The 23,398-nt window shown below is 43.7% G+C and carries 27 protein-coding genes; 5 read left to right on the top strand and 22 right to left on the bottom strand.

All coding sequences use genetic code 11. The annotated features are described in order from the left end of the window. Positions 1-71 precede the first annotated feature (71 nt). From JHD45_RS14300 to JHD45_RS14290, 3 genes are read right to left on the bottom strand one after another with little or no spacing between them, the layout of a single operon-like run. Entirely contained in the window at positions 72-716 is a 645-nt protein-coding gene (locus JHD45_RS14300) for a response regulator transcription factor (RefSeq protein WP_199477190.1), read from the bottom strand. Beyond that, positions 709-2,502, bottom strand: a complete 1,794-nt coding sequence (locus JHD45_RS14295; RefSeq protein ID WP_199477189.1) for a sensor histidine kinase — start codon at positions 2,500-2,502, stop codon at positions 709-711. Before JHD45_RS14295 ends, JHD45_RS14300 begins: the two co-directional genes overlap by 8 nt. A gap of 8 nt (positions 2,503-2,510) precedes the next feature. Then, complete coding sequence (locus JHD45_RS14290) at positions 2,511-3,605, bottom strand: ABC transporter substrate-binding protein (protein WP_199477188.1); 1,095 nt, start codon at positions 3,603-3,605, stop codon at positions 2,511-2,513. A 176-nt stretch (positions 3,606-3,781) separates the two neighbouring features. Between JHD45_RS14290 and JHD45_RS14285 the strand changes: the two genes are divergently transcribed. Further along, on the top strand, positions 3,782-4,528 hold the full coding sequence (locus JHD45_RS14285; protein WP_199477187.1) for a carbon-nitrogen hydrolase family protein: 747 nt from the start codon (positions 3,782-3,784) through the stop codon (positions 4,526-4,528). 12 nt (positions 4,529-4,540) lie between these two features. Beyond that, entirely contained in the window at positions 4,541-5,860 is a 1,320-nt protein-coding gene (locus tag JHD45_RS14280; RefSeq protein ID WP_199477186.1) for an APC family permease, read from the top strand. Between the two features lie 97 nt (positions 5,861-5,957). Here the strand turns inward: JHD45_RS14280 and fos are convergent, their stop codons facing one another. The 4 genes from fos to gcvA form a co-directional block, all read right to left on the bottom strand. Continuing rightward, positions 5,958-6,356, bottom strand: a complete 399-nt coding sequence (gene fos, locus JHD45_RS14275; RefSeq protein ID WP_199477185.1) for a FosG/FosC2-related fosfomycin resistance glutathione transferase — start codon at positions 6,354-6,356, stop codon at positions 5,958-5,960. Between the two features lie 25 nt (positions 6,357-6,381). After that, a complete protein-coding gene (gene panB, locus JHD45_RS14270) occupies positions 6,382-7,167 on the bottom strand; it encodes a 3-methyl-2-oxobutanoate hydroxymethyltransferase (protein WP_199477184.1) in 786 nt (261 codons plus the stop codon). A 48-nt stretch (positions 7,168-7,215) separates the two neighbouring features. Then, positions 7,216-7,596, bottom strand: a complete 381-nt coding sequence (locus JHD45_RS14265) for a VOC family protein (protein ID WP_199477272.1) — start codon at positions 7,594-7,596, stop codon at positions 7,216-7,218. A gap of 221 nt (positions 7,597-7,817) precedes the next feature. After that, positions 7,818-8,741: a transcriptional regulator GcvA gene (gene gcvA / locus JHD45_RS14260; RefSeq protein WP_199477183.1), complete on the bottom strand. Its 924-nt coding sequence runs from the start codon at positions 8,739-8,741 to the stop codon at positions 7,818-7,820. Positions 8,742-9,032: 291 nt separating this feature from the next. Between gcvA and JHD45_RS14255 the strand changes: the two genes are divergently transcribed. Continuing rightward, complete coding sequence (locus JHD45_RS14255) at positions 9,033-9,809, top strand: SDR family NAD(P)-dependent oxidoreductase (RefSeq protein ID WP_199477182.1); 777 nt, start codon at positions 9,033-9,035, stop codon at positions 9,807-9,809. Positions 9,810-10,181: 372 nt separating this feature from the next. On the opposite strand, the gene JHD45_RS14250 is transcribed toward JHD45_RS14255, so the two are convergent. The 6 genes from JHD45_RS14250 to JHD45_RS14225 all read right to left on the bottom strand — a co-directional run bounded on the left by JHD45_RS14250 (position 10,182) and on the right by JHD45_RS14225 (position 13,854). Next, the gene (locus tag JHD45_RS14250; protein ID WP_199477181.1) at positions 10,182-10,754 is read right to left on the bottom strand and encodes an NAD(P)H-dependent oxidoreductase; all 573 of its coding nucleotides are present in this window, start codon (positions 10,752-10,754) and stop codon (positions 10,182-10,184) included. Positions 10,755-10,799: 45 nt separating this feature from the next. Continuing rightward, positions 10,800-11,159: a MerR family transcriptional regulator gene (locus JHD45_RS14245; RefSeq protein WP_199477180.1), complete on the bottom strand. Its 360-nt coding sequence runs from the start codon at positions 11,157-11,159 to the stop codon at positions 10,800-10,802. A 63-nt stretch (positions 11,160-11,222) separates the two neighbouring features. Then, positions 11,223-11,750 (bottom strand): hypothetical protein, encoded by a 528-nt coding sequence (locus JHD45_RS14240; RefSeq protein ID WP_199477179.1) that lies wholly within the window; start codon positions 11,748-11,750, stop codon positions 11,223-11,225. Positions 11,751-12,126: 376 nt separating this feature from the next. Then, entirely contained in the window at positions 12,127-12,912 is a 786-nt protein-coding gene (locus JHD45_RS14235; protein ID WP_199477178.1) for an alpha/beta fold hydrolase, read from the bottom strand. Between the two features lie 60 nt (positions 12,913-12,972). Beyond that, positions 12,973-13,389 carry a TIGR03067 domain-containing protein gene (locus JHD45_RS14230; protein ID WP_199477177.1) on the bottom strand — a complete coding sequence of 139 codons (417 nt, stop codon included), beginning with the start codon at positions 13,387-13,389 and terminating at the stop codon, positions 12,973-12,975. Positions 13,390-13,479: 90 nt separating this feature from the next. Then, positions 13,480-13,854 (bottom strand): PaaI family thioesterase, encoded by a 375-nt coding sequence (locus tag JHD45_RS14225; protein ID WP_199477176.1) that lies wholly within the window; start codon positions 13,852-13,854, stop codon positions 13,480-13,482. Positions 13,855-14,069: 215 nt separating this feature from the next. On the opposite strand from JHD45_RS14225, the gene JHD45_RS14220 reads away from it, so the two are divergent. After that, positions 14,070-15,191, top strand: coding sequence for an FAD-dependent monooxygenase (locus JHD45_RS14220; RefSeq protein WP_199477175.1), 1,122 nt, complete (start codon positions 14,070-14,072; stop codon positions 15,189-15,191). Positions 15,192-15,387: 196 nt separating this feature from the next. Here JHD45_RS14220 and JHD45_RS14215 read toward each other — a convergent pair whose 3' ends face one another. Both JHD45_RS14215 and JHD45_RS14210 read right to left on the bottom strand, forming a co-directional pair. After that, positions 15,388-15,837: a GNAT family N-acetyltransferase gene (locus JHD45_RS14215; protein ID WP_199477174.1), complete on the bottom strand. Its 450-nt coding sequence runs from the start codon at positions 15,835-15,837 to the stop codon at positions 15,388-15,390. Between the two features lie 109 nt (positions 15,838-15,946). Next, on the bottom strand, positions 15,947-16,702 hold the full coding sequence (locus JHD45_RS14210) for a sulfite exporter TauE/SafE family protein (protein ID WP_233407841.1): 756 nt from the start codon (positions 16,700-16,702) through the stop codon (positions 15,947-15,949). A 325-nt stretch (positions 16,703-17,027) separates the two neighbouring features. On the opposite strand from JHD45_RS14210, the gene JHD45_RS14205 reads away from it, so the two are divergent. Next, entirely contained in the window at positions 17,028-17,888 is an 861-nt protein-coding gene (locus JHD45_RS14205) for a LysR family transcriptional regulator (RefSeq protein ID WP_199477172.1), read from the top strand. A gap of 95 nt (positions 17,889-17,983) precedes the next feature. On the opposite strand, the gene JHD45_RS14200 is transcribed toward JHD45_RS14205, so the two are convergent. The 7 genes from JHD45_RS14200 to JHD45_RS14170 all read right to left on the bottom strand — a co-directional run bounded on the left by JHD45_RS14200 (position 17,984) and on the right by JHD45_RS14170 (position 23,169). Further along, a complete protein-coding gene (locus JHD45_RS14200) occupies positions 17,984-18,364 on the bottom strand; it encodes an OsmC family protein (RefSeq protein ID WP_199477171.1) in 381 nt (126 codons plus the stop codon). Positions 18,365-18,477: 113 nt separating this feature from the next. Then, positions 18,478-18,693: a DUF6434 domain-containing protein gene (locus JHD45_RS14195; RefSeq protein ID WP_067020862.1), complete on the bottom strand. Its 216-nt coding sequence runs from the start codon at positions 18,691-18,693 to the stop codon at positions 18,478-18,480. 120 nt (positions 18,694-18,813) lie between these two features. Then, positions 18,814-19,260 (bottom strand): GNAT family N-acetyltransferase, encoded by a 447-nt coding sequence (locus JHD45_RS14190; RefSeq protein ID WP_199477170.1) that lies wholly within the window; start codon positions 19,258-19,260, stop codon positions 18,814-18,816. A 133-nt stretch (positions 19,261-19,393) separates the two neighbouring features. Continuing rightward, positions 19,394-19,810, bottom strand: coding sequence for a GNAT family N-acetyltransferase (locus JHD45_RS14185; protein ID WP_199477169.1), 417 nt, complete (start codon positions 19,808-19,810; stop codon positions 19,394-19,396). Between the two features lie 86 nt (positions 19,811-19,896). Next, positions 19,897-20,652, bottom strand: coding sequence for an SDR family NAD(P)-dependent oxidoreductase (locus JHD45_RS14180; protein WP_199477168.1), 756 nt, complete (start codon positions 20,650-20,652; stop codon positions 19,897-19,899). Between the two features lie 105 nt (positions 20,653-20,757). Then, the gene (locus JHD45_RS14175; protein ID WP_199477167.1) at positions 20,758-21,588 is read right to left on the bottom strand and encodes a helix-turn-helix transcriptional regulator; all 831 of its coding nucleotides are present in this window, start codon (positions 21,586-21,588) and stop codon (positions 20,758-20,760) included. Between the two features lie 72 nt (positions 21,589-21,660). Further along, a complete protein-coding gene (locus JHD45_RS14170) occupies positions 21,661-23,169 on the bottom strand; it encodes an aldehyde dehydrogenase family protein (RefSeq protein WP_199477166.1) in 1,509 nt (502 codons plus the stop codon). Positions 23,170-23,398: the final 229 nt, after the last annotated feature.

The raw sequence follows: 23,398 nt of genomic DNA, 5'->3' as shown, positions 1-23,398 counted from the left end.
CCCCCCTATCGGCAAGAATAATGTTAAATAGCCTCAATACGCCTTAAAACGTTGATGTTTATATCTTTAGCTTAGCGGGCATTTAGGTTAAGCAGTAACCCCTGCTCAATGGCATAACGCGTTAATTCCGCTGAGTTGGTTAAACCCAGTTTTTTACGAATATTCGCCCTATGATTATCCACCGTACGCTTACTTAGTTTTAATCGTGACGCGATGGCTTCACTGCCGTGTCCTTCAGCGACCAAGGTAAGCACTTCGATTTCACGCGTGCTAAGCGGGCTTTCATCTAGATTATTTTGACCATCCTGCCAGGCCATTTCTTGAGCAATCGCTGGGCTGACAAAACGCTTTCCGCTCATAGCCCCCATGATGGCCTTTACCAGATCTTCTGAGGCATCCAGCTTAAGCACATAACCGTCAATCTTAGCGATAGACGAGGCGCGCTTAAAAATACTCAGCTCAGTATGCATGGTCAGCATAACGATGGCACCTTGATAACCACGAGAACGTAAGCGCTCGGCAAGCTCCAAACCATTTCCCTGTGTTAAGGAAATATCCAACACACAAACATCAGGTTTTTTCCCCATGATGATTCGCTCAGCGTCAATGACATTGGTAGCCGTATCGACCACACTAATTTGCTGAGACTCTTCCAACAAGGCTTTAACGCCCTGCTGAAACATCACATGATCATCTACCACAACCGCATTAATCATGAATTGGCACCTCTAACAATATAGTGGTTCCATTGGAACCTTGGCTATCAACACTTAAACTTGCCCCAAGAATCATACTTCGCTCGTTCATCGAGTTCATACCATAACTGTCTTCCGCGGTCTCCTCTTCCATACCTTTACCATCATCCGTTATCTGCACTCGATAGATATTGCCTGTTACGCGAAACGATAAGGTAATTTCTTGTGCACTGCTGTGTTTAATCGCATTATTCAAGGCTTCTTGTCCAATACGATACACCTGATAAGCGCCCTCTTGACTCAAAGTAACTTCATCTTTCGAAAATATTTTGAGAGTTATGCCAGCCAAACTGCAGTTATGCTGTGCCAAACTGATAATGGCTTGCGTCGGTGAACCTGACATAACCTCTATAGGTTTTAGATTACGAATGACGGATTTCAATGTATTCGAGGTATTGGCGACTTCAGACTTAAGCATCTCCCCCAAATTGGACTCTAGCTTAGACGCATTGAGGTTGATTAACAGCTTAAGTGTAGACAGCCCTTGGCCAACCCCATCATGAATGTCCCGTGTTAGCCTTTCGCGCTCAATCTCACGGATCGATACCAAACGGTTAGATAAGGTTAATAAGGAACTCGCCATCGCTCTAAAGCGCTGCGCTACATTAAGTAATAATATAATAGCAGCAATAAATAATGTGATATTCAAAGGCTGAGCTGGACTATAGTTAAAGGCCCAGAAAAACTGGGCTAGCCACCCTAAAGACGTCAATATCAACAAAAGACGGCCAGAAAACGGGGATTTACTTTCTGTTCGCTTGAAAAAAGCGTGTCTAAATAGTGCATGAAGCAAAATGGCCGCACTTAATACCTGGTTACACACCAGTAACCCTTGATAGAAAGTCCCATTGTAGGGTTCTAAAAATAGGCACAATAATACAAATAGATTGATCAAAAACAGCAAGCCGGTTAAACGCGCTACTCGCTGCCTTGGGGATAAGAGAACGACCAAAACAAAAACGGCAAAGGTCGAAAATAGAGCAGGAAACGGCGAATGAGCAGAACCATAACCCAGTGTGTCTGGAAGCAGCAAAGAGTCACTTAAAATCCCACCAGCAACACACACAACGTAAGCACCAAACAGGGAGTTATCCCGCTCTTTAAACCCCACCGCCCGCATAAAAATCGAGAATAGACAAAAGGAAAGTAACAGAGCAACCATGCTACCTTGGGCTATTTTGATCAAGGTATCCGAGTCTTTGGCTTTTAACGCAAGGGTTTCATAATTGCCAACTTGAACCTGTTTAGGATTAAGTGTTAGGGGCTCTTTGTTACCGATAAGATGAACCAAAATTTGGTTCTCTCTGCGAAAATCGAGAAAACTAAACCACAGTTTATGGCGTGGTAGAAGATAAATCCGCGTTTGTGAATGTCGATAAAAACGTGCGGCACGGTTTTCCTCTAATTGAGTGAGCTTCACGCCATTCACATACACTTGCGCATCGGCAAACAAAGGACCTAATGACAAGGCTAATTGGGCATTTTTATAATGCCATCCGACCAAGAACGTGGAACGAAACCAGCGTTGAGTCAGTAGAGGAAAATGAAAATATGGCGGTTTATAGTCTGTGATTTTCTGCCACTGAGATAACGACGTTGGACGGCCATAGCTATCCATAGAAGGGTTTCCCTTACCTTGATAAACCTCCCAAGAAGACATAGAAATAACGGTTGGATCAACGATTTTAGGCGCTTCTGCTTTGACACAAGTGGAGAAAAAAGCCGTAAGAGAAAGCAACAAGGCCATAAAATATATCATGACGCTTTAAACAATTCCGATTGCCAAATTTGTAGCATTTGGCCAATGTCTGGAGAGGTTCGATTGACTAGACTATTTTTCAACACATACGCCACATCATCAACTTGCAAGCTGGCTCTTTGTTTCGCGGAATACATTTTTTCTACTTCAATATTAGGCGTTAAATTACAGGTAGCCCCTAAATAGGACAGAATATAGGACGCGTGAATTGAGGTTGTGTATTCCACTAATTTCATTGCCAACGCCTCGTTAGGATTCCCTTTCATCGCGGCGGATCCTTCCGTCCAAATAATGCCTTGCTTCAAACCATTGCGGGGCACGGGTAAGACAGTCTTGATTTGACTAAAACCCGCCCGTCTTAGCGCAGAAGTAAGATAGGTACCTGCTCCTATTATCGTTTTTAACGAACCATCCACGATGCCTTTTTGACCGATACTAATATCAGGCACAAAAATAGGTTGATTCTTGAATAAAGCCCGAAATGCTTGCCGCAAAGTCTCTAACGCATACTTATCTAGCGGTTGGTAAGGGTCAATGCCTAAATAAAGCGCTATCGGTAAAATCGGCCAATCCCCCCAGTCCATGACACCAATTTTGCCGCGGTTTTTTCGGGCAAAACAGGGCGCATAGCTCTGGTAGTCTTCCTCTTTAACATAGGCGGTATTAATCGTTGGGCCAATCCAGCCCCAACGAGTGGGTAACCAATTCCTGGGCGGATTTTGTTTTGGCAAAAACTGCTCGCGAAACTGGGGATAGTATTGCTCATAACGTGATTGCCTCAAGGAATCTGAAATTGTAGCCAGAGATCCTTCACGGTCTAATCGTTCTAACCAAGGGCTATCAATAGAGGTCACGTCGTAATCTAAATGGCCCTCACCGCTTAATTTTACATAAGCCGCCGGACTGTCATTGATAACCTCACTCAACACATCACATTTATTCAAATGCTCAAACTCATTAAGCAACGCGGGTAAATCATAGCCATCCCAGCACAAATAACGCAAAACAAGGGGTTGAGCAAAAGCCTGCCGCGAAAAAGCAGCATTCCCCAGAAAAATAGCGCTTAATTGAAGAAAACGACGTCGGTTCATCTAGATGGTCAAAAGTAAAACAGGCATCAGTGTCCCTTACCTTTTGACATTGTTCAATAGGTATAAATACCTATCGTGTTTGCACACAAATACCAACCCCATTGCACTTCTCCCTCATTTCTTTCTGTATGAAACTCGCCAAGAATAGAAAAAAGCGTCAACAACTAGGCAAAATAATGATGAAAATAACACTTGCTCAGATTGAAATAGATGACAACGATTTTACAAAAAATGCCGAGAAGATCGTTCATATCATCGAAAACCATACTCGTTCAAACATTATCCTCTTTCCTGAATTGGCTGTTACGGGTTTCCCTACAGCAGACAATCTAGAAGATAAATTTACCCAATCTCAAGACGCTTTTGAACGTATTTGCCAAGCAACACTTACCACACAAAGCCACATTCTAATAGGTCAAATAGAGCAAGACGGCACAGCCTTCTACAACAGTGCGTTTTTGATCCACCAAGGGAAACACCAAGTTTTACATCGCAAAGCGCATCTCTGGCTGGACGATATTGGCTTATTCACACAAGGCAATCGCTCTTCACTGGTACACATTCTAAATGCCAACGTTGGCGCACAAATCTGCTTTGACTTGGAGTTTCCTGAAGGCAGCCGAGCGCTTGCACAACAAGGCGCCGATCTGATCCTAATGCCTAATAGCAATATGCACCCATACGAAAATACCCATTTTATTTTGAGCCAAGCTCGCGCCATCGAAAATCAAGTCTTTGTCGCTACCTGCAACCGTGTAGGTTCTGGTCACGGCGGCCAATTCGCAGGCGAGAGCTTAGTGGTGTCTCCGTTTGGAGAAGTGCTGCTTCAAATGAACGAGGAGGAATCGATTCAAACCCTGCAACTGGACATGGAACAAGTCCAGTTATCCCGAAAGGATTATCAATACATAAACCACCAATAGAGTGAAAACATCATGAAAGCGAACACACAACTGAAAAAAACACTTGGGCTCGGCAGCCTAATACTGTTTGGTTTGGCCTATATGGCCCCGATGATTGTCTTCGGTACCTATGGCGTTATTTACAAACAATCCGGCGGCCAAGTGGCATCGTCCTATGTCGTTGCCATGATTGCTATGCTGTTTACTGCGATTGGCTATGCGGTGATGGCGAAGAAAATCCCTGAATCCGGTTCATCTTATGGTTATGTAAGCAAAACCTTTGGCACCAAATTCGGCTTTTTGATTGGCTGGGTGATCTTGCTGGATTACCTTTTCTTGCCTATGGTAATTTGGCTCATCGGCGGTGTGTATCTAGAAGCTTACGCGCCCTCCATTCCAGGTTGGTTCTGGTTAGTCGCGTTTATCGTGCTGACGACAGGACTAAACATTGTTGGCTTTGGCGTCGCCAAAAAGGTCAATCTTGTGCTGATGATCCTGCAATTGGCCGTCATCATCGCTTTCTGTGCTTTGGCTATGATGATGGTGTCCGACCCAAGCCATGCAGCTGTCGTGACAACGACAACGGCCCCTACCCACCCTCACGTTAGCCTGGTGTTCGTTGGTGCCGCGATTGCCTGCTACTCTTTCTTGGGCTTTGATGCGGTTTCAACGATGGCGGAAGAAACAGAAAACCCAGTGAAAAACGTTCCTAAAGCCATCATTTGGGTAACCGTAATTGGCGGTGTCATCTTCGCTGCGGCGTCTTTCATTATGAGTACGGCTTTTCCAGATATTTCTATTTTCAATTCAGACTCTGCGGCTGCGGATATGGCAAAACAAGTGGGCGGTATTGTCTTCTCGTCTATCTTTGTAGCCACCTTGGTAATCGCTCAGTTTACATCAGGTCTAAGTGCTCAAGCTGGTGCCTCACGCTTAATCTACGCCATGGGCCGTGATGGCGTGTTGCCAAATAGCTGGTTTGGAGGGTTACACGAGCGCTTTAAAACCCCTTATGTGAGCATTCTTTTAGTGGGTGTTGTGGGTTTCTTAGCATTGAAACTCAGTGTTACCACCTCCACATCCTTTATCAACTTTGGTGCTTTCTTGGCCTTTATGTTTGTCAACCTTTGTGCAGTCGTCTCTTACTTCCGCATGCCACAATCTGAGAAATCAGTGGGCACTTTCCTTACTCATGTGGCAGCACCAGTATTAGGTATTCTTTGTATCCTAAAACTGCTTGTTAGCCTTGATGAAGATGCCATTACCTTAGGCCTATGTTGGTTAACCTTGGGAGTATGCATTATGCTGTTTTTACTAAAACGCGGCGCAAAACTCGAATTAGAAATAAAATAACGTTATAAGCGTCACACAAAAAGGCCAAGTGTTTGCTAGTTTTTAGCAACACTTGGCCTTTTTTAATAAACGCAATTGACCTTAAAGGCTTTTCTATTTACAGCCAAACAAGTCCGCTATATGGCTTTGTTGTCAGGGCTTCTAGCCTACTTTTCAGTGAGCCTGAATGTAACTCTAATTTGTGACCATCAGGGTCTAAAATATACAACGACTGCCCTTCACTCTTGTTTTCTTTCCAGACGTCAACACCTTGCGAAACGATGCGTTTTGTAAAGGCTTGAAATTCGTTCGGAGCGATATCAAAGGCGATATGGGTGTAATCGCTTTTAGGGCAAGGCTCATCACAAGAAAGACAGAACCAAAGTTCACCTACCGACAAGTACGCCCCCTTGTCCCACTTAACGTGAGCAGTGAAGCCTAAAGTATCTCGATAAAACCCTAGAGAACGTTCCAAGTCACTCACTGCGATGGTGATATGATTAAGGCCTAGAATCACGGTTTACTCCAACAACATGCGCTTATTAACGTCCGTTGGTTCCTGTGAGCGGAATGATATTGCTCGGAAACGTCATTGACTCAACTTCACCGGCAAACTCCTTCGCTACTTTCGAAACGGTTTTGCTCACATAAGCATACTGCTTCGAAAATGGCGGCCAATAATCACCAAGCCCCAGAGCATCGTTAATGACCAAAACTTGTCCATCGGTATCAGGGCCCGCACCGATACCGATGGTAGGAATAGACAACGCCTCGGTGATATCACCTGCTAGCGCATAAGGGATATGCTCAAGCACTACCATAAACGCCCCGGCATTCTCAATCGCTTGAGCTTCATTGATGATTTTCTTCGCTTCCTCGCTAGACTGGCCAACTTGCTTGAAATTTTTGGCCGTTTGGGGGAGCAACCCCGTATGCCCGACCACTGGAATATTGTGCTTCACTAAGTGCTGGATAACTTGGATATTAGCGCCTTCCAGTTTCACGCTATCTGCCCCCGCTTGGATAAGCCGCTGAGCGTTGGAGAAGGCGGTTTCCGGATCAATATCTGTGCCATAAGGTAGGTCTCCTATTATATGGGTTTGCTTCGCACCGCGACGTACTGCCCCGATGTGATATTCCATATGTTCTATAGTGACCTCACGGGTGCTATCAAAGCCCATTTCAACCATCCCCACGGTGTCACCAACAAGAATCACTGGAATCCCAGCTTCCTCAAGACTTCTGGCAACCGGGCAAGTATAAGCAGTTAGCATGGGGATAGGCTTTGTTCCCTTCATTGCTACAAAATCTTGCGGATTCATTTTCATTGTTTTCTTCTCCTGTTTTTGTTGCTAAGAAACTAACACCAAGGTTTGTTAAGCGCGTTTTTCCACTTTCCATGGTGGGTTTAAACGGTTCTCCCCCGCCCAATACAACTTAATTTTATTACCAGACGGATCTTTAATGATCGCTTCTTTCCAAAGGTAAGGTTGTTCTGTTGGCGCTTGTTCAAAGACAATCCCTTTTTGAGCTAGATCCTCACACAGCTCATCAAGGGCTTCATGTTCAAAATAGATAACCGAATGATTTTCAAATGTATCGCTTTCAAGAGAAAGAGAAAATGTTGAAGTCCCATCTGGGCAAGAAAAACGAGCATATTGAGGGGCATCAACTATTTGCGTAAAGCCCAGTTTTAGATAAAACTGCACGGCGTCTGCCATATTGCTAACCGGTAAAGTGACCTGATTAAGTTCCACTGTTACTCCAAGTACATCGTCGTAGTGACTCTCCACGAGGCTAGCCTCTAATAACACACAGATCAATATAAAAAAGATGACAGTGAGGTGACGGTCAGATCAGCTCTGAGTGAAACGTTATGAATTAAAAGCGTACGACTGCAAACTATGTATTCGGATCCATCGATGGCAGCATAAACGTCAACAAGTAAGATGATTTTTAAAGCATGTATAAAAGGTTTTTATTGCTCTTTGTCTTGACTCACTTCACTAAATAACCATTCTCGGAAAGCCAGCATTCTTGGTAACGCAGCACATTCCGAGCGATAAACCACGTAATATGCTAAAGGCGAATGGAATTTAATCTCTGGAAACAAACGAATCAAATGCCCCGATGCTAGGTCATCTCGGACCATAACACTACGAGCAAGGGCTATTCCTCGCCCATCTATAGCCGACTGAAGGACGGCTGCGGAATTATTGATTTGAATATTGTGGGCTGTCGCATGATCTGTCACTCCCGCTTTTTTTAACCACTCCGACCAAGTCGGGAATCCCGTGTGGGCATCCATAGACAAATCATGAATCAAGGTTTCTCGAAGCAGTTCACTGGGATGATGAAAACGATGCTGTTCACGCAATAGTCTAGGAGAGCAAACAGGATACACCTCTTCGTCCATCAGCTTCTCAGCTTTCAACCCCGACCAATTCCCCAATCCATAGCGAACCCCAATATCGACGCGTTGAACTGCAAAGTCGACGGGCTTTAGGTTGGTATCCAAACGAACATCGGTTTCTGAACATATATCCTGAAACCGATCCAGTCGTGGCAATAACCATTTAGCGGCAAATGCCGGACTCACTGTCACCGTCAGAACACCGCTTACGGAGCTTTCCTGCAAGCGCTCTAGCCCAATGGTTAATTTATCAAACCCCGCTCGAATGTCAGGCAATGCTCGCTCTGCGGTTTCTGTAGGAATCAACCGAATTTTCCCACTGTTCATCCGATGAAAAAGAGGTGCATCAAGCCATTCTTCCAATGAGCGAACGAGTTGTCCCACGGCAGCGGGGGTCACATGCAGCTCTTCTGCTGCCGCTGAGAAACTCTGATGCCGGGCACTGGCTTCGAAGGCCCGGAGCGCATTAAGGTGTATAGGCAGCTTCATAACGATAAACTTTTTCTTTAGCGGTAATACAGATTATCTCGTTTGTGAATGGAAGTAAATCCGTGAAGAATACCCATCAAGCCGATAAATAAATGCCCCTTTGCCAGCATCGGTGAGTAAACAGTATTTATCTAAAAGAGTCTCTGAAAAGTTTTTCTTTATAGTAATACATCAGAAATAACGGTCAGAAGGCCGAATAAAAACGTAAACAGCAAAGAGTGAGGACACGACACAACCGTCCTACTCAACACCAACAAGTCCCGCGTTGTGCGGCTAAAGAGAGATTAAGCGATGAACAATCAATTTGCAGGTAAAAAACTACTGGTTATCGGTGGAACAAGCGGAATAGGCTTAGAAACGGCACGAATGGCCCTTGAACAAGGAGGTCAAGCTGTGATCATAGGCCGCCGCGCAGACAAGGCAGAAACAGCACGCACTGAGCTGTCTTCTCTAGGGGCAGTCGAAACGTTGACCGCCGACCTGACCACAGATGAAGGTACGCAAGCGCTACTAAAAGTCATTGATGACAAACATTCAGACGTTGACTTATTGCTCAACGCAGCAGGTGTGTTCTTCCCTAAACCCTTCTTAGAACATAGCGCATCTGATTACGATCAATACATGCAAATTAACCGTGCATTTTTCTTTATTACACAAAAAGTTGCCGCCAACCTGATCGCAGGAAACCGTCCAGGTGTTATCGTCAATGTAGGCTCTATGTGGGCTAAACAAGCGATTGCCGCGACACCATCGTCAGCTTATTCCATGGCGAAAGCAGGTCTGCATTCTCTGACTCAACACCTAGCAATGGAATTGGCTGCCAACAATATTCGTGTCAACGCGGTATCACCAGCGGTGGTACAAACACCAATTTATGAAGGTTTTATTCCTAAAGAAGAAGTTCACCAAGCGCTTCAAGGCTTCAATGACTTTCATCCAATTGGCCGTGTGGGAACCTCTCAAGATGTCGCAAATGCCATTACTTTCCTATTCTCTGACAAAGCAGACTGGGTCACTGGCGCTGTGTGGGATGTTGACGGCGGTGTAATGGCTGGTCGTAACAAATGAAGTGTGACAGACGCCCTCAAAATCTTTGAGTCTAAATGCACGATAGACATCAATATCACAGAAATGAGCAGATGAGAAAAGCAATCAAACAAGTTAAAGGCTTTATTGTACTCTAAATCTGGGACATTTTTACGGCGTGGCTAAAAAGGATTTTGTCATGAGACAAGAAGAAAAATAACATGGCGTTTCTTGGCTGAAACGCCATGATTCAGGGAAGACAACATAGTGACTCCCACAAGGCTGGCCTTTAATAATACAGATATAAAAAGATAACAGTGAGTGAGGTAACAGTCAGATCAGCTCCGAACTAGTACCGTTAATAGTACTCTTATTACATCAACCACCGAGACAGGTACTATATCCTCTCCGGTACTATATCTTCTCCGCTAGACGGCTGACTTTATCCAACCAAACTGCTCGCTTGACGCTAGTAGAATGCATTACTGGACCAAAATAAGTCGACGCCCGATTTTTTATGCCTGAAAATTCCAATATAGCGCTCTTTAGGTGTTTGTATATGACATTCCCTTGGACGTATTTATACCAAAATGGAGGCGTATCAAGTGTAACAATCAGCTCAGATGTTCGCCCTTTCAGTAACTTTTCTGGTACGGCCTTACCCTCAATATATTTGAATGCAAAATTGGGCAGAAAGCTTCTATCGATCATACCTTTGAACTTTGCAGGTACCGTCCCCCACCAAACAGGACTAACAATCACAATATGTTCAGACCATTTAACCAATTCCTGAAATCGTAATAAATCTGGCTCTAATAAAACGGTTTTATCATACCCTTGCTCTAAACTAATCTCGAAGTTCATTTCACCAATGTCAATCCGTTTGACTTGATGCCTTACCGATGCAGAATGCGCGTAACGCTCAGCTAAGTTTTTGCACAAACTATTGGACTTAGGATTTGCATTAACAACTAATACTTTTTTCATGGATATCACATCCCTCTTGAATAAAAGCATAGTGTAAGGTCTTACCTATAGGTCAGAGTCAACTCCTTGAAGACAGGCATCAATTGATTTCTTATATTCCTCAATGCGTTGCTTCTGAACGTTTAATGCCTTTATCTGAGCTTCAACATCGGAGTGTCTTTTACTAAGAAATTCACTCACTCTTTGCCATTGAAAATCCTCTTCTTCACATTTTAAGGCAACTAATTCTGAAAGTTTGATCCCTATACTCTGCGCTTCTTTTATGATCTTAATTAAGTTGATGTTCGACTCGTTATACACACGATACCTGCCGGAGCGAGGAACCTTCAGTAAGCCTAATGATTCATATAATCGTATGGCTCTTTGAGTTGCCCCAGATACCTCAGATGCTTCCTTTATAAACACTTAAGCCTCCTGTTTTAGAAACGAAAATAAAGTAAGGTGGGCATAATCTCTCGCTATACCTTTTTACTGATTTTTCGTAAGCAATAAAGCAAGCTCTCTTTTTAACTCGCTTAGTGGCATTTCATGCCCACCATTAAATTCAATTAGTTTTGATTTTGCGCCAACGGATTGAAGATGTCGGTGAAAATTTAGCATGTAAGAATAATGCCAACGATCATTTTTTCCTATGATGGAAATTACACGACCACAATTTGATAAATCTTTTTCTGAGTCCCCCCAAGCACCAGCACTTCCAATAGATACCACCCAAAAATCATCAGGAAGCAAGCAATTTTGAATAAGCTTACTGGTAAAAAAGCCACCATTAGAAAAGCCAATTATCCCCTCAAGCTTATCCCCACGCTCAAAGTTGGCACTACTTGTTATCGTCGAAAGCGTCCTTGCCAACTCATCTACATTATCCTGTGGCCAGCAAAGCTGATTATCATTTTGATGACATTTAGTATCCGATCGAGGTAAATAGAATTTAATAGACAAGACATGGCCAATTTCATCTAGCTTTTGACGATTAGCCAGCTCTTGATCTGACACATTAGGTAGATCCATCCCATGTAGATAGATAACAACAGAATGACTATCCCTATCTCCGAGGAACTGAGCATTACGCAACCGCTGAGAATCAATTGCATCACAATAGAAATATGTGGCAACGCCTCCAATCAAAATGCAGATAGCAAGTATTATTCCTTTAATATGGCCCTCCAGAGTTCATGCCTGACTCTTCGGTTATACGTTATCGCTTTTGGTACTAAATAATGAAAAAACCGACTTCTTTAACCTCTTTGCCAACTTTTTAACATGGTAGCTTGTTAAAAACGCTCCTAGGACTTTTATACTAGTCAATTCATATTTTTGCTAGCATTAGCCTCTTACCTAAACCAAGCATACCGAGACTTGCCAATCGCTCTTAATCGGTTGTACTCGGTGAAAGAACACTCTTAATATTTTTTGCAAACTCTTTAGGCTTCTCTTGAGGCAGCATATGGCTTTCACCAAGTATTTCTTTTAGTTCAGCATTGATTAATAGCTCTGAAGTTCTAACTGTCACCAACTTAAAAAGATCGCGAGTTTGTTCACCATAACCAAGAATAATTGGAATACTGACTCTTGATATGGTGTCGGTATTTATCAAAGGCTGTTCCTTTTGATTTAACTGATGTTTCAAAGTACCACTTTTCGCAAGTTGCAGAGCTTTTACTGCCTTACTTTGATTTTGGAAATACCCTTGTTTATTTCCTGAACCATCAACCAATGACTCCACTGCTTTCTCAAGGTTATCATTTGACAGTTGATCAAAAATTGGACCAAACATTTTGTTAGCATCAAGCTGCCAAGCACTCAAATGTGGCTCCTGCAAACACCCAGGATAACCTGGCTCATAAAGAAAAGCCTTGGATACAGGCAAGACTTGTTTTACCAGGGCATTCAACACTACATCCGCCCCATAAGACCAGCCAACTATATTTACAGATTTATCTTTTGACAGTTCATTAACTAACTTTGCTAAATCAGTGGCGTGAGTATTTAAACCAAAACCTTCGACATCACTTTCATCAAAACAACGTAAAGTAATTGATACTATCTCAAAATCAGAGGTTAAATACTCCAAATGATCGTTCCACATTGAACAATCAGTAAGCGCCCCATGCACCAAAACGAGGTAATCCCCTCTACCTTCTCGAGTACATTGCATTATAATTCCTCCTTAAAGAACTAACACTCCCAACTGTGGCCTGCGTTAGCACATTGAGTTCTAAGGGTGATGTCGTATAAATGAACGCATTGTCAGACCTGGAACCGTCTTAAACTCAGTGGGCCATGGCTGCCCTTCATCAGCTGCGACAAATACGAAGTGATCGCCCTCAATAGCGTATATGGCAGGCAGTCGTTTTCCCACATCAGGTCCTATGGAATCGATCCATGTAATACGCTTCGGATGTGCAGAAGGATCGATGTCGAAATCCCCTTCAATCAAAACCGTTCCGTCGGGCGTACGGACAGAGAACTGCGTCCCGAAAAAATAGCAAAGCGCTCCAGGAACCGAGTGCTCATCTGGAGGGTTGACTTCGCCATCCGCTTCCAAAGCAACCTGTTGCCACGCGCCTTGGAGTATTTCTATTTCATTTGCAATTAAATGCTCTTCTTTGTTCATAGCCGATGTTATGCCCATACGATGAATGCCTCACTTTTGACAGTCATTGTCTCATTATCAGGATAGCCAAAAGTGTGGTTCAAGACCCTGTTAGATCAGCAAGCGCACTTACTTGGAAAGAACATGACTTGTCGTCACATCAGCAATCAATTTGTCACCAGCACCAGTGACTGTTGTGCGCACGATACTTACCGTTTTGCCACGTTTAACAAACTCCGATTTTGCCACAAATTCGCCGCTTGTTTGGTTTGAAACGAGGTTGGCATTCAAATTGATCGCCAAAGGAAAGCCCTGCATGCCTTCTTTAGCTTCAACACCTCCCATAACCAACACGGTAGCAGTAACATCAGCAAACCAAAGTATCGCCCCAGCGTGCGCTGTACCGAATGGATTTTTGATACCTGCGGAGACAGGCATCTCTGAGATCACAATACTTTCTGAGTGCTCTTTGATGGTAAACTCAATGTTTCCTTTGACTTTCATACATCATCCCCTTTTCCCTTCAGAAGAAACCTCCACGAATATAGGCTGAAAACCCCATGCCTAAACGAGGTCTTTGCCAACTCTATCACGCTCCCTAAACGCATAAAACTATAATTTATATGACTTTTTTAGTTTTATAATACTGAGACTATCGATAGTTGATCGCCTCTCGTTATAAAATACGGCCAACTTAAATCAACCAAGAGAGTCATTTAATGCGGGTGTTAATTGTCGGGGCCGGAGTGGCAGGCTGTGCATTATATCGACGTTTGAAACCATTAGGTTTCACAATAGATATCATTGAAAAGTCAGCAACACTCAGTAGCGAAGGTGCAGCAATATGTTTGCCCGCTAACGCCATGCTGGCACTGGATAAACTAGGCCTGAGTAAACCCGTTCTCAATCTTGCCTATCAAGTTGATCAAATTGAATATGCCTTATCATCAGGCAAAACCTTGGCGAGCGCTTCTTTGCATACCGCCCCATTAAATAAAGCCCCTTTTGTTGCGTTGAAGCGCGATGACCTTATGTCTTTGTTGAGAAAGGACATAGCAGAAGATGTGCAACTAAACACATGGCCTGAAGACATTAAACAAGATAACAACGAAGTACTTGTGACTTTCCAATCTGGTGAGACAAAAACCTATGATTTGGTGGTCGCAGCGGATGGTATTAATTCTTCAGTTAGACAGATGGTGCAACCCAATTCTGCACCCCTAACTCATAAAGTCACCAACTGGAGATTCACGGCTAAAAAGCCTGTGGTAGGTATTCAGCCAACTTACTATGTTGGTAATGAATCAGCCTTTATGATTTACCCCATCAGTGAAGATGAAGTCTATTGTTACGGCCAAATTATGGATGAAGACGGCAAGTTTGCCTCGTTAGCAAGCAATAAAGCCATTCAAGAAGTTTTTTCTGAGTATGCATCACCCGTTACTGAATGCGTTAACAGCCTGAATGAGGATCAACACATAGTGCTTGGTCAGTTAAAGACCGTGCAACACACAGAGCCGCTTTTTAATCGGGTGGTGTTAGTCGGTGATGCCTTACATGGTTGTCCGCCAAGTTTGCAACAAGGGGCTGGCATGTCTTTAGAAGATATCAACTGTTTAGCGGATTTTTTAGAGCAACATGAACTGCATGATGCTTTAAAACAATATCAGCAGAAAAGAGCCGACAGAGTCACTTGGACCGTTAAAGAGTCGAATAAAATTATTAAGTTAGCAGGTCTAGGCCGCTCGCCTATCGGGCGATTTATTCGCAATACCATAATTCGTCTAAAAGGCCCTGCCAATGTTGTAGGATGGCGAAAATTGCTAACGGAGATGGATTAAAAAACACGGCATTAATTTAGCCTGATCTGTTTTCGGCCACAAGTTGTGAAGGAGTATAGATAATGGGTTCATAACTTAATTCTCCCAGAATGAGCGGAGAATTAAGTTTCGCAACGCGAACAATTAAATTAAAAGGAAACAACGAACCGCCCTTCGAATTTATAGTCAAACTTTTGTGATACGTAGATATAAATTGTTATGTAACTAGCACCTTTGATAAACAAATTGACCGTTTTACGCCAACATATTTACCGTATGCACGCGATTCTGAGTAAGAGTTACGTTGATAGAAGTTTACCGCTTTTAAGTTCACTCTACGTGTAGACAGAACAGCTTTTTTATAGCCTTTTTCAACCGCATAACATTCAAGCTGCTCAAGCAAATAAGACCCCGCACCAGATGTATTAGAGTACATTCGCTTTAGTTCACAGACTTCATTTTGATAATGTCTAAATACCCCACACGCTACAGAGAATTTGTTTAGATAGACTACAATACACCCATCTTTCGATGAATCAAAAACCTCAGGTAAAAACGAGCTTTCACCTGAATCACCAGTAATCCGACTAAGCGACCTGTTCAACTCAGCAACAAGCAATTGAAAGTCTTCGTTACTAGGTTCTACTTTCTTGTGTTCGAATTTCATACTTTCCACATAACACCTCAATCATTTTTACCTTGCCTTGCTATGTTTACTCGTTCTGTTGTCCCCCCTAAAGCCTTTACCAGCTAATATAGAGTTCTGTATACCACGATTAAAGCAAAATATTCAGTCCCATTCTTCCAATCAAGAAAGTAAGCAGAATTAAAAAGCCAATGCGGATAAAGCGACTTCCATACCTAATTGCCAGAAATACACCAACAAGAGCCCCAAGAATATTGCAACCAGCGACGAAGAGGCCCACATCCCATAGGACATTGCCTGACGGGATAAAGAACAAAAGGGCTGCTGTGAACGTTCCCATATTAATTAATTTTGCCGATGCCGAGGCATTTAAGAAATCGAATCCAAACCCTCGAACAAATAGGAAAATGAGAAAGCTACCACTACCTGGTCCGAATAACCCATCGTAAAAGCCAATCAAACTTCCAAAGATTATTCCCTTGGCGATCTCTTTGCTACTGACTTCTACGTGCTGATGCTCCCTTCCTAGATCCTTTTTTATGAAGGTATATATGGCCATTGTGACAAGAAGAATAAACACCACAACCTGCATCGTTTCTTTGGGAATCAAAGAAACAGACATGGCGCCTAAGTAAGAAAAAAAGAAAGCAGACAAAGCAGTCGGAATCATGATTTTCCATACGATCTTGACACCTTTTGCATACCGAAATATAGAAGAGAGCGTTCCAGCCCATACGGCAAATTTGTTTGTGCCAAATACCGTCGTTAACCCGTAATCTGGTAACGCATGGAGCAAGGCAGGCATCAAAACTAATCCGCCACCACCGACAGCGGCATCAATTAGCCCACCACAAAAAGAAAAGAACCCTAATGTATAAAGATCCATTACCATATTTTTCTTACCCTAGAGCGCCCTGCCAAAACGGTGACAAGGGGTATATTGAAGGGAGGCGTTATTTCGTTAATGGCCGTTTTGCAAGAAAAGTCTGCTCAAATTCCAGCATTCCATAAGAGGTCGTTTGTTCAGAAAGCAAACAATCTGCTGATCTTTCTAGCGTCGTTTTATTCATGTCAGTCCCTTTCGTCGGTCTCAATTTGCATGATTTGCCGCGCCTTTATATGACGCCTTGATACATACCCAAATTAATCGGCTAGAAAGATAAATAAAAGTGACTTATATTGATTGGTAAATTCATTTTAAGTGATCGGTCATGGAATTATCTCAACTGCGCATGTTCAAGAAAATTACAGATAATGGCAGCATTGCAAGAGCGGCTGAGCAGCTTCACTGTGTCCCTTCGAACATAACCACTAGAATTAAGAATTTAGAGGAAGAGTTAGGAGAGCCACTGTTTATTAGAAAAGGACGTGGCCTGGTTCTTAGTCCTTCTGGTGAAGTTTTCTTAGAATATACAAATAAAATCCTCTCACTTTGTGAAGAGGCCAAAAGGTCCATTGGCGCTGGATCCTCTCCTATAGGGACACTTAGTATTGGTGCAATAGAGTCCTCAGCAACGAGCAGACTACCGAAGTTATTGTCGTCTTATCATCTATCGTATCCATCGGTGAATATCGAATTTTCTACCGACACATGGAAAAATTTGGAGAACAAGGTCGTAAAGCATGAACTGGACGGTGCCATTATTGCGGTCAAGACAGCTCACCCATCACTGCATTGTGAAGCCATTTATTGGGAGGATCTGGTTGTGATTGCTTCTTCCGCCTTTAACAATATTGAGTCTCCTGAAAGCCTCGTTGGTAAAAACATCTATATGTGGCCTGAAGGTTGTCCCTATCGAAAAGCCTTGGAGAATTGGTTATCAGAAAGTGGTATTTCAGTGCCCATAACAAGCATCGCAAGCTATGGCACCATTCTTGGCTGCGTGAGCTCCGGTGCAGGCGTCTCCTTAGTTCCCAAGGGAGTATTTGAACAGTTCAAGCTTATTGGCGGGATAAAAGGGTATTCTTTTGCGGCATTGAACCCCATCCATAATTATTTTATATGGAACAAGGAAACAGGTCACCATCCCGCCAAAGAGGCTTTTTTAACGCTTATAAAATCTGAAATGTAGATTTGAGTAGCTGATCCATAGGTTTGATTGCTCAGACATAATAACTTCCCACGAGGCTAGCTTCCTATTCCATGGGGTAGCGTAACAACACTTTATTAGCCTTTTATTTTAAACGATAATGTTGATGACAGCGTTTTTCGAACAGGACAATTTTTTACCATTTCCAAAATATCGTTGGTTTCTTTTTCCGATATATCTCCATTTAATTGAATACTGTACTCAAAGCACGCTTCACCAGGTTCAGTTCGATCAATAGTGACATGTGTTGTAACAGAGTCTAGGTTGATTGACTGTTTGTCTGCGTACATTCGTACCGACATATTCATGCAACAAGCAAATGCAGCTTCAAGTAGCTCATGAGGTCTGAAGCCGTCACCATCTCCGCCTTTATCTGCTGTATTATCGCTAAATGAGGTAGCCGCACTGTTTGTAAATTTTGTTTTATAGGGTTTTAATTCACTATCTGCTGTAATCATAATTAAATCCTACCAAATTTTTTATTCGCTCGTAGGGCATTTTGAGGCTAATATTTTGTTATACAAGACCTCTCTACGCGACCCTACATAAGTAAGAATGTTTGGTTAATAACTTATTTTGATGCTTGGCGTCTAATCCACTCTTGTGCAGCGTCAGCCATAGTCAAGCCAGTTGCATTCTTCATCCAATCCATAAAAGTACGATCAAATTTAAACGATTCACCAAATTTCGATTTGAAATATCTACGGACATTCTGGGTTGTTTTATAACTATCCGTGATTATTGTATAATCATCTATTGGATTTTTATGCCAATCAAACTTTTCCATGGTTTTGAAATCTCCTTTTTGTGTAACGCCCACCAATGGCGCCGTAGTGTCGTTGGAATTTTTTGTGGTATAGCTATCACAAAAAAGGCGACGGAACGGATATCGCACATGGGGAAACGGTTATATATTGCTTGGCTTTGCGATGAATGCCTGTTTTTCACGACCATTAAATCCCACCCTTTCATAGAATTCCAATACACTTTCCTCGCTACGACCTGTCATTAACATCGTTTTATAACATCCCTGTGACCAGACATAGTCCAAAACTGAGGTTAAAAGTGTTTTACCATATCCTCTATTTCTGTACTCTGGGTGCGTCACCACATTCTCTATCAAACAATACGGTCTACCACCCCGAGTCAGATTTGGCACTTGAACTAGCTGACAGGAACTCACAAGCGTACTTTTTAGAAAAAGGCCCCAGTAGGAAATAGCGTCGTTTTTCGCTGACTGTGCCCATATTTCTGAAGCCTTTTCAAATTCGAGGTGTTCGTCATCAAGATGAAGGTGCCTGTAAAGTCGTAACAACCCTTCTAGATCGGCTTTTTGAAGCTTCTTAATTTCCATGTTACCTATTCCTTCACATACCGACTTGTTAAGTAGCAGATAACACAATACAAAGGCTTGTGCATTGTGCCGTAAACACTAAAACTGACTCAGACTGACCATGTCAAGCGTTAAAAATCCCTCTTAATGATTGTTATGTGATAATTTTACGGCCACGTTCTAGCACCCAACAACGCTCATTTTTGGTGTAACCAAGTGGCCCATAATAGTCATTGGCTGCCGGGGCGGCGATGAGAAACAGTTTACAAGTCGGCTCTATGTGGCCTTGTGTTTGAACCTGTAACTGCTTACCTATACCCAACCTTTGATATTCTTCATCAACCGCTAGATCTGACAGATAGCAGCAATAATGGAAATCTGTAACAGAGCGAGCAACACCAACAAGCTTGCTGCCGTCCCACGCTGTGATAATAAGATTGCTGTTTTCCAGCATACCATTGATACATTTGATGTTTTCAATTGGTCTGCGCTCCCCCAATGTTGAGCGCTTAAGTAAGTCTATAAATTCCTCGGCCGAAATTTGCTTATTCACTTTGTATTCGATATTCAATGTAATCTCCAATCACATAATGCTGAATGAAGCTGCGCATTTTAGCGTCAGCTTGCTTAATTTGTCCGGCCTCCTTCTAAACGCTTTCAGTCCCGCATCAATCTCTCAAAAGTGTGATCTGCCATACCTGCCGACAGTCCGCCATCGACGTTGATTGATTGACCCGTCAAGTAGCTACAGTCAGGCGCAGCAAGAAAATGACATAGTGCCGCCACCTCCTCAGGTTGACCAACCCTGCTCATGGGGCTTGTTCGCTCGGTCATTACCACTTCAGGATGGCCAGGATACAGCATCTCGGTCCATATGGAGGCTGGGCAGATCGCATTCACTCGAATCTTTCGCGGAACCAATTCCATAGCAGCCACTCGCGTTAAACTACAAACCGCTGACTTGGTTGCGGAGTATTGACCGTAACCGGGATAACCGACTTTTGACACGTCGGACGACGTATTGATAATCGACCCACCGTCATTCATATGTAGCGGCGCAAAGCGCAAGCCGTTGAAGACCGCTTTTACATTGATCTCCAAGATTCGTTGAAACTCATCGGCACTTTGCTCGGCAATGGTCGGCCCAGAATTTTCAATTCCGGCATTGTTCATAACAATATCGAGCTTGCCCATGCGTGCCTGCGCTTCCTCGAAACACGCGCGCAACTGATCCTCATCGGTCACATCTGCTTGCAGGAATATTCCGTTTATTTCATCGGCGAGATGTGTTCCATCACGACGACCAACGATCGCCACCTTGGCGCCTGCAGCGGCAAAGCGTCTTGCGCTTGCCAATCCGATACCTGAAGTACCACCTGTAATCAGGGCATTTAATCCTTTAAGAGAAAACATTCATACCTCTAAAATTGTGTCGGCGATAATGCCAGTGCCGATGATATTATATAGCGTTTTCCTAACGTCCTACTTTTTGATACAACATCAACAAGCATCGAGCGGTCAGAAAAACCCTTCTAACGGATCGCCTCCCTCATAGTGTTCAAACTGCATCAAAGCACCTATAAACAAATTATGCAGATCAAGCTGAGAACCGATATCAAGTTTTTTGTAGCTATTACGCAAGTGAACCCGTACGGTTCCCGGAGAGATAAATAGCTTGTCGGCAATGGCTGCTGGAGAATACCCCTGTAATACCATGCGGATAACAGCACATTCCCGTTCTGTCAGTTTTGAGGAGCCAAAATTAGCTAATGCCTGATCTAACTGACGGTTAAGGGGTTTCGACAGTTGTTCCCCCCAATGCTGTTGACACAACATATCAATAAGAGGCGTCAAAATGTCAAGCAGTTGCTGTTCTGAGGGGGTTAAGCGAGACGAACTCCCTCTACCATGACCAATACTCAGATGCAGAAACTGCCCTCCTGGGAAGATAATCAGATAGCCACACTCATCTTCAAGTCCAATCTTAACCAAATACTGCTTGTAGAACTCACTCTGACGAAACCCATCAGGGACGAGTTCGTCATAAGTGAAAAATTGGCTTTGCGTCAACTCGACACTCGCGCGGTAAAATGGGTCCAGTAAATAGGCCCCCGCAAGATACATATCAATTGACTGATTACCTATCTGCTCGGTTTTCTCCGACACCAAAACTTCAGGCTTATCCTCAAATAAAATCAGTGTTATCTCATCCGCAGGAACAAATAGCTTGATCACTTCAACCAGTAAGTGAGGAAAGTCCTCACTACCGATCTGTGGAACGAGCTGGATCAAACCTTCGGACAAACGGGTAATCATTGCTATGGCTGTTGGGTGTATTGTTCTGCTCATCAGTACCTCATTTGTATGTGCCTGCTTTATCCGTTGCAGGACATACAAATTCCCCCAGCAACGAATAGCCCATTATAACTGCATGATCACCGTTTTTACTTGTAGGAAGTGTTCTAATTGCTCAGGCCCCAAATCACGGCCGATACCCGACTGTTTGTAACCACCAAACGGCAACGAAGAATCCATCGCATCATGGGTGTTCACAAAGACCGTACCGGCTTCCATTTTCTTAATCAGTCGATGTGCTCGGCTCACGTCCTGAGTAAACACAGAGGCTGTAAGACCATAATCCGAATCATTCGCTAGGCGCACCGCCTCTTCTTCCGTCTCAAACGGAATAACAGCCAGTACAGGGCCAAAGATCTCTTCGCGTACGATTTTCATTGAATTATTACAATCGGCAAATACCGTCGCCTGCATGTAATAGCCAGGGCGATCCACTTGTTCGCCACCGCACACCAATCGAGCGCCTTCGGCTTTACCCGATTCAATATAGTTAAGTATCTTATCCAGTTGACGACGACTAATTTGTGGCCCTTGCGTAATGCTCGTATCAAGCGGATCGCCAATCACCATCTCATTGGCCGCTTTTGCAACGGCAGCAACGGCTTGGTCATATAAGCCACGCTGAACATATAGACGCGAACCAGCAGAACAGGTCTGACCAGAATTAAAGAAAACGGATTGCAATGTTCCTGTGACGATATCCTCTAGATTGGCATCATCAAAAGCAACCATGGCAGATTTTCCGCCTAACTCTAACGTAGCAGGATTCATGTTTTCCAAAGCGGCTTTCCCCACCAGCTTACCCACGGGTGTTGAGCCAGTGAAGGATACTTTGTTGATTCCTGGATGGCCGGCCAGAGGGCTACCAATCTCAGTCCCCGTGCCAATGACAATATTCACCACACCATCCGGTAATCCAGCTTCCTGCCAGATTCTCATTAAATAGATCATACTCATCGGCGTGATCTCTGCAGGTTTCAGCACAATCGTACAACCCACCACCAGCGGTGCGCACATTTTCCACATCGCCATGTTCAGCGGCCAGTTCCATGGCACAATCGCACCAACAACGCCAATCGGTTCTTTCAAGGTAAAACCAAACGCTTCCCCAGGACAGGAGACGTTACGGGTGCTGCCTTCTATCTTCGTCGTCCATCCGGCCATGTAACGCAAAAAGTCGATCGACCCAGCAATATCCACTTCATGACAACCACTGATCGCCTTACCCGCGTCAATTGCTTCCAGTTCAGCCAAAGTCTGAGCGTGAGCTTCCATCACATCGGCCATGCGGAATAATAGTGCTTGACGCTCATTTGGCTTCATCTCTGCCCATGGGCCCGTTCTGAATGCGCGGTTAGCGGCGGCAACGGCCCGGTCCAAATCGGCTACAGTCGCTTTAGGTACTGTCAACAAATGCGCACCATTGGACGGGTCTTCAATATTGAGCGTCGCTCCATCCTCGCTATCGACAAATTGACCGTCGATAAACATCTTCTGATGACCAGCTTCAATAAAAGCGCGGGTCTCTGGTGTGACATTGTATTTTTCCAGCATTGCTTTAATCGTCTCATTCATAGCGGTTTTCATCCTGTTTTTGTGGAAATCAAACGAAGGGGGTCGGTTGAATTAGCGTCAAGGCTTCCGCTTACCGCTCAACACAACCTCCACTACTCTGAATCCCTCCGGGCCAAAGCGGTATACCCTTTGCAGGGTATTTTTTTGCACCGAATCACAGTCAACTACGCCATAGGGGTTATTTTCTTCTTTTCGACCTCACCTCAGAATAAGCTCAATGGTCTGCGAT

Source organism: Marinomonas spartinae, assembly GCF_016461715.1.
In the GTDB taxonomy this organism is placed as follows: Bacteria; Pseudomonadota; Gammaproteobacteria; order Pseudomonadales; family Marinomonadaceae; genus Marinomonas; species Marinomonas spartinae_A.
Note: the sequence above shows the minus strand (reverse complement) of the source record. Positions and strands in the feature narration are given on the sequence as shown.

Bases quoted from the DNA above. Each gene is read 5' to 3' on its own strand.
- JHD45_RS14180 (WP_199477168.1), bottom strand. From the start codon at position 20,652: ATGTTTTCTCTTAAAGGATTAAATGCCCTGATTACAGGTGGTACTTCA.
- JHD45_RS14195 (WP_067020862.1), bottom strand. From the start codon at position 18,693: ATGGAAAAGTTTGATTGGCATAAAAATCCAATAGATGATTATACAATA.
- JHD45_RS14285 (WP_199477187.1), top strand. From the start codon at position 3,782: ATGATGAAAATAACACTTGCTCAGATTGAAATAGATGACAACGATTTT.
- JHD45_RS14210 (WP_233407841.1), bottom strand. From the start codon at position 16,702: ATGGATCTTTATACATTAGGGTTCTTTTCTTTTTGTGGTGGGCTAATT.
- JHD45_RS14215 (WP_199477174.1), bottom strand. From the start codon at position 15,837: ATGAAATTCGAACACAAGAAAGTAGAACCTAGTAACGAAGACTTTCAA.
- JHD45_RS14170 (WP_199477166.1), bottom strand. From the start codon at position 23,169: ATGAATGAGACGATTAAAGCAATGCTGGAAAAATACAATGTCACACCA.
- panB (WP_199477184.1), bottom strand. From the start codon at position 7,167: ATGAAAATGAATCCGCAAGATTTTGTAGCAATGAAGGGAACAAAGCCT.
- JHD45_RS14250 (WP_199477181.1), bottom strand. From the start codon at position 10,754: ATGAAAAAAGTATTAGTTGTTAATGCAAATCCTAAGTCCAATAGTTTG.
- JHD45_RS14290 (WP_199477188.1), bottom strand. From the start codon at position 3,605: ATGAACCGACGTCGTTTTCTTCAATTAAGCGCTATTTTTCTGGGGAAT.
- JHD45_RS14300 (WP_199477190.1), bottom strand. From the start codon at position 716: ATGATTAATGCGGTTGTGGTAGATGATCATGTGATGTTTCAGCAGGGC.
- JHD45_RS14280 (WP_199477186.1), top strand. From the start codon at position 4,541: ATGAAAGCGAACACACAACTGAAAAAAACACTTGGGCTCGGCAGCCTA.
- JHD45_RS14175 (WP_199477167.1), bottom strand. From the start codon at position 21,588: ATGAGCAGAACAATACACCCAACAGCCATAGCAATGATTACCCGTTTG.
- JHD45_RS14220 (WP_199477175.1), top strand. From the start codon at position 14,070: ATGCGGGTGTTAATTGTCGGGGCCGGAGTGGCAGGCTGTGCATTATAT.
- JHD45_RS14230 (WP_199477177.1), bottom strand. From the start codon at position 13,389: ATGGGCATAACATCGGCTATGAACAAAGAAGAGCATTTAATTGCAAAT.
- JHD45_RS14190 (WP_199477170.1), bottom strand. From the start codon at position 19,260: ATGGAAATTAAGAAGCTTCAAAAAGCCGATCTAGAAGGGTTGTTACGA.
- JHD45_RS14255 (WP_199477182.1), top strand. From the start codon at position 9,033: ATGAACAATCAATTTGCAGGTAAAAAACTACTGGTTATCGGTGGAACA.
- JHD45_RS14200 (WP_199477171.1), bottom strand. From the start codon at position 18,364: ATGATTACAGCAGATAGTGAATTAAAACCCTATAAAACAAAATTTACA.
- JHD45_RS14235 (WP_199477178.1), bottom strand. From the start codon at position 12,912: ATGCAATGTACTCGAGAAGGTAGAGGGGATTACCTCGTTTTGGTGCAT.
- gcvA (WP_199477183.1), bottom strand. From the start codon at position 8,741: ATGAAGCTGCCTATACACCTTAATGCGCTCCGGGCCTTCGAAGCCAGT.
- JHD45_RS14225 (WP_199477176.1), bottom strand. From the start codon at position 13,854: ATGAAAGTCAAAGGAAACATTGAGTTTACCATCAAAGAGCACTCAGAA.
- JHD45_RS14295 (WP_199477189.1), bottom strand. From the start codon at position 2,502: ATGGCCTTGTTGCTTTCTCTTACGGCTTTTTTCTCCACTTGTGTCAAA.
- JHD45_RS14205 (WP_199477172.1), top strand. From the start codon at position 17,028: ATGGAATTATCTCAACTGCGCATGTTCAAGAAAATTACAGATAATGGC.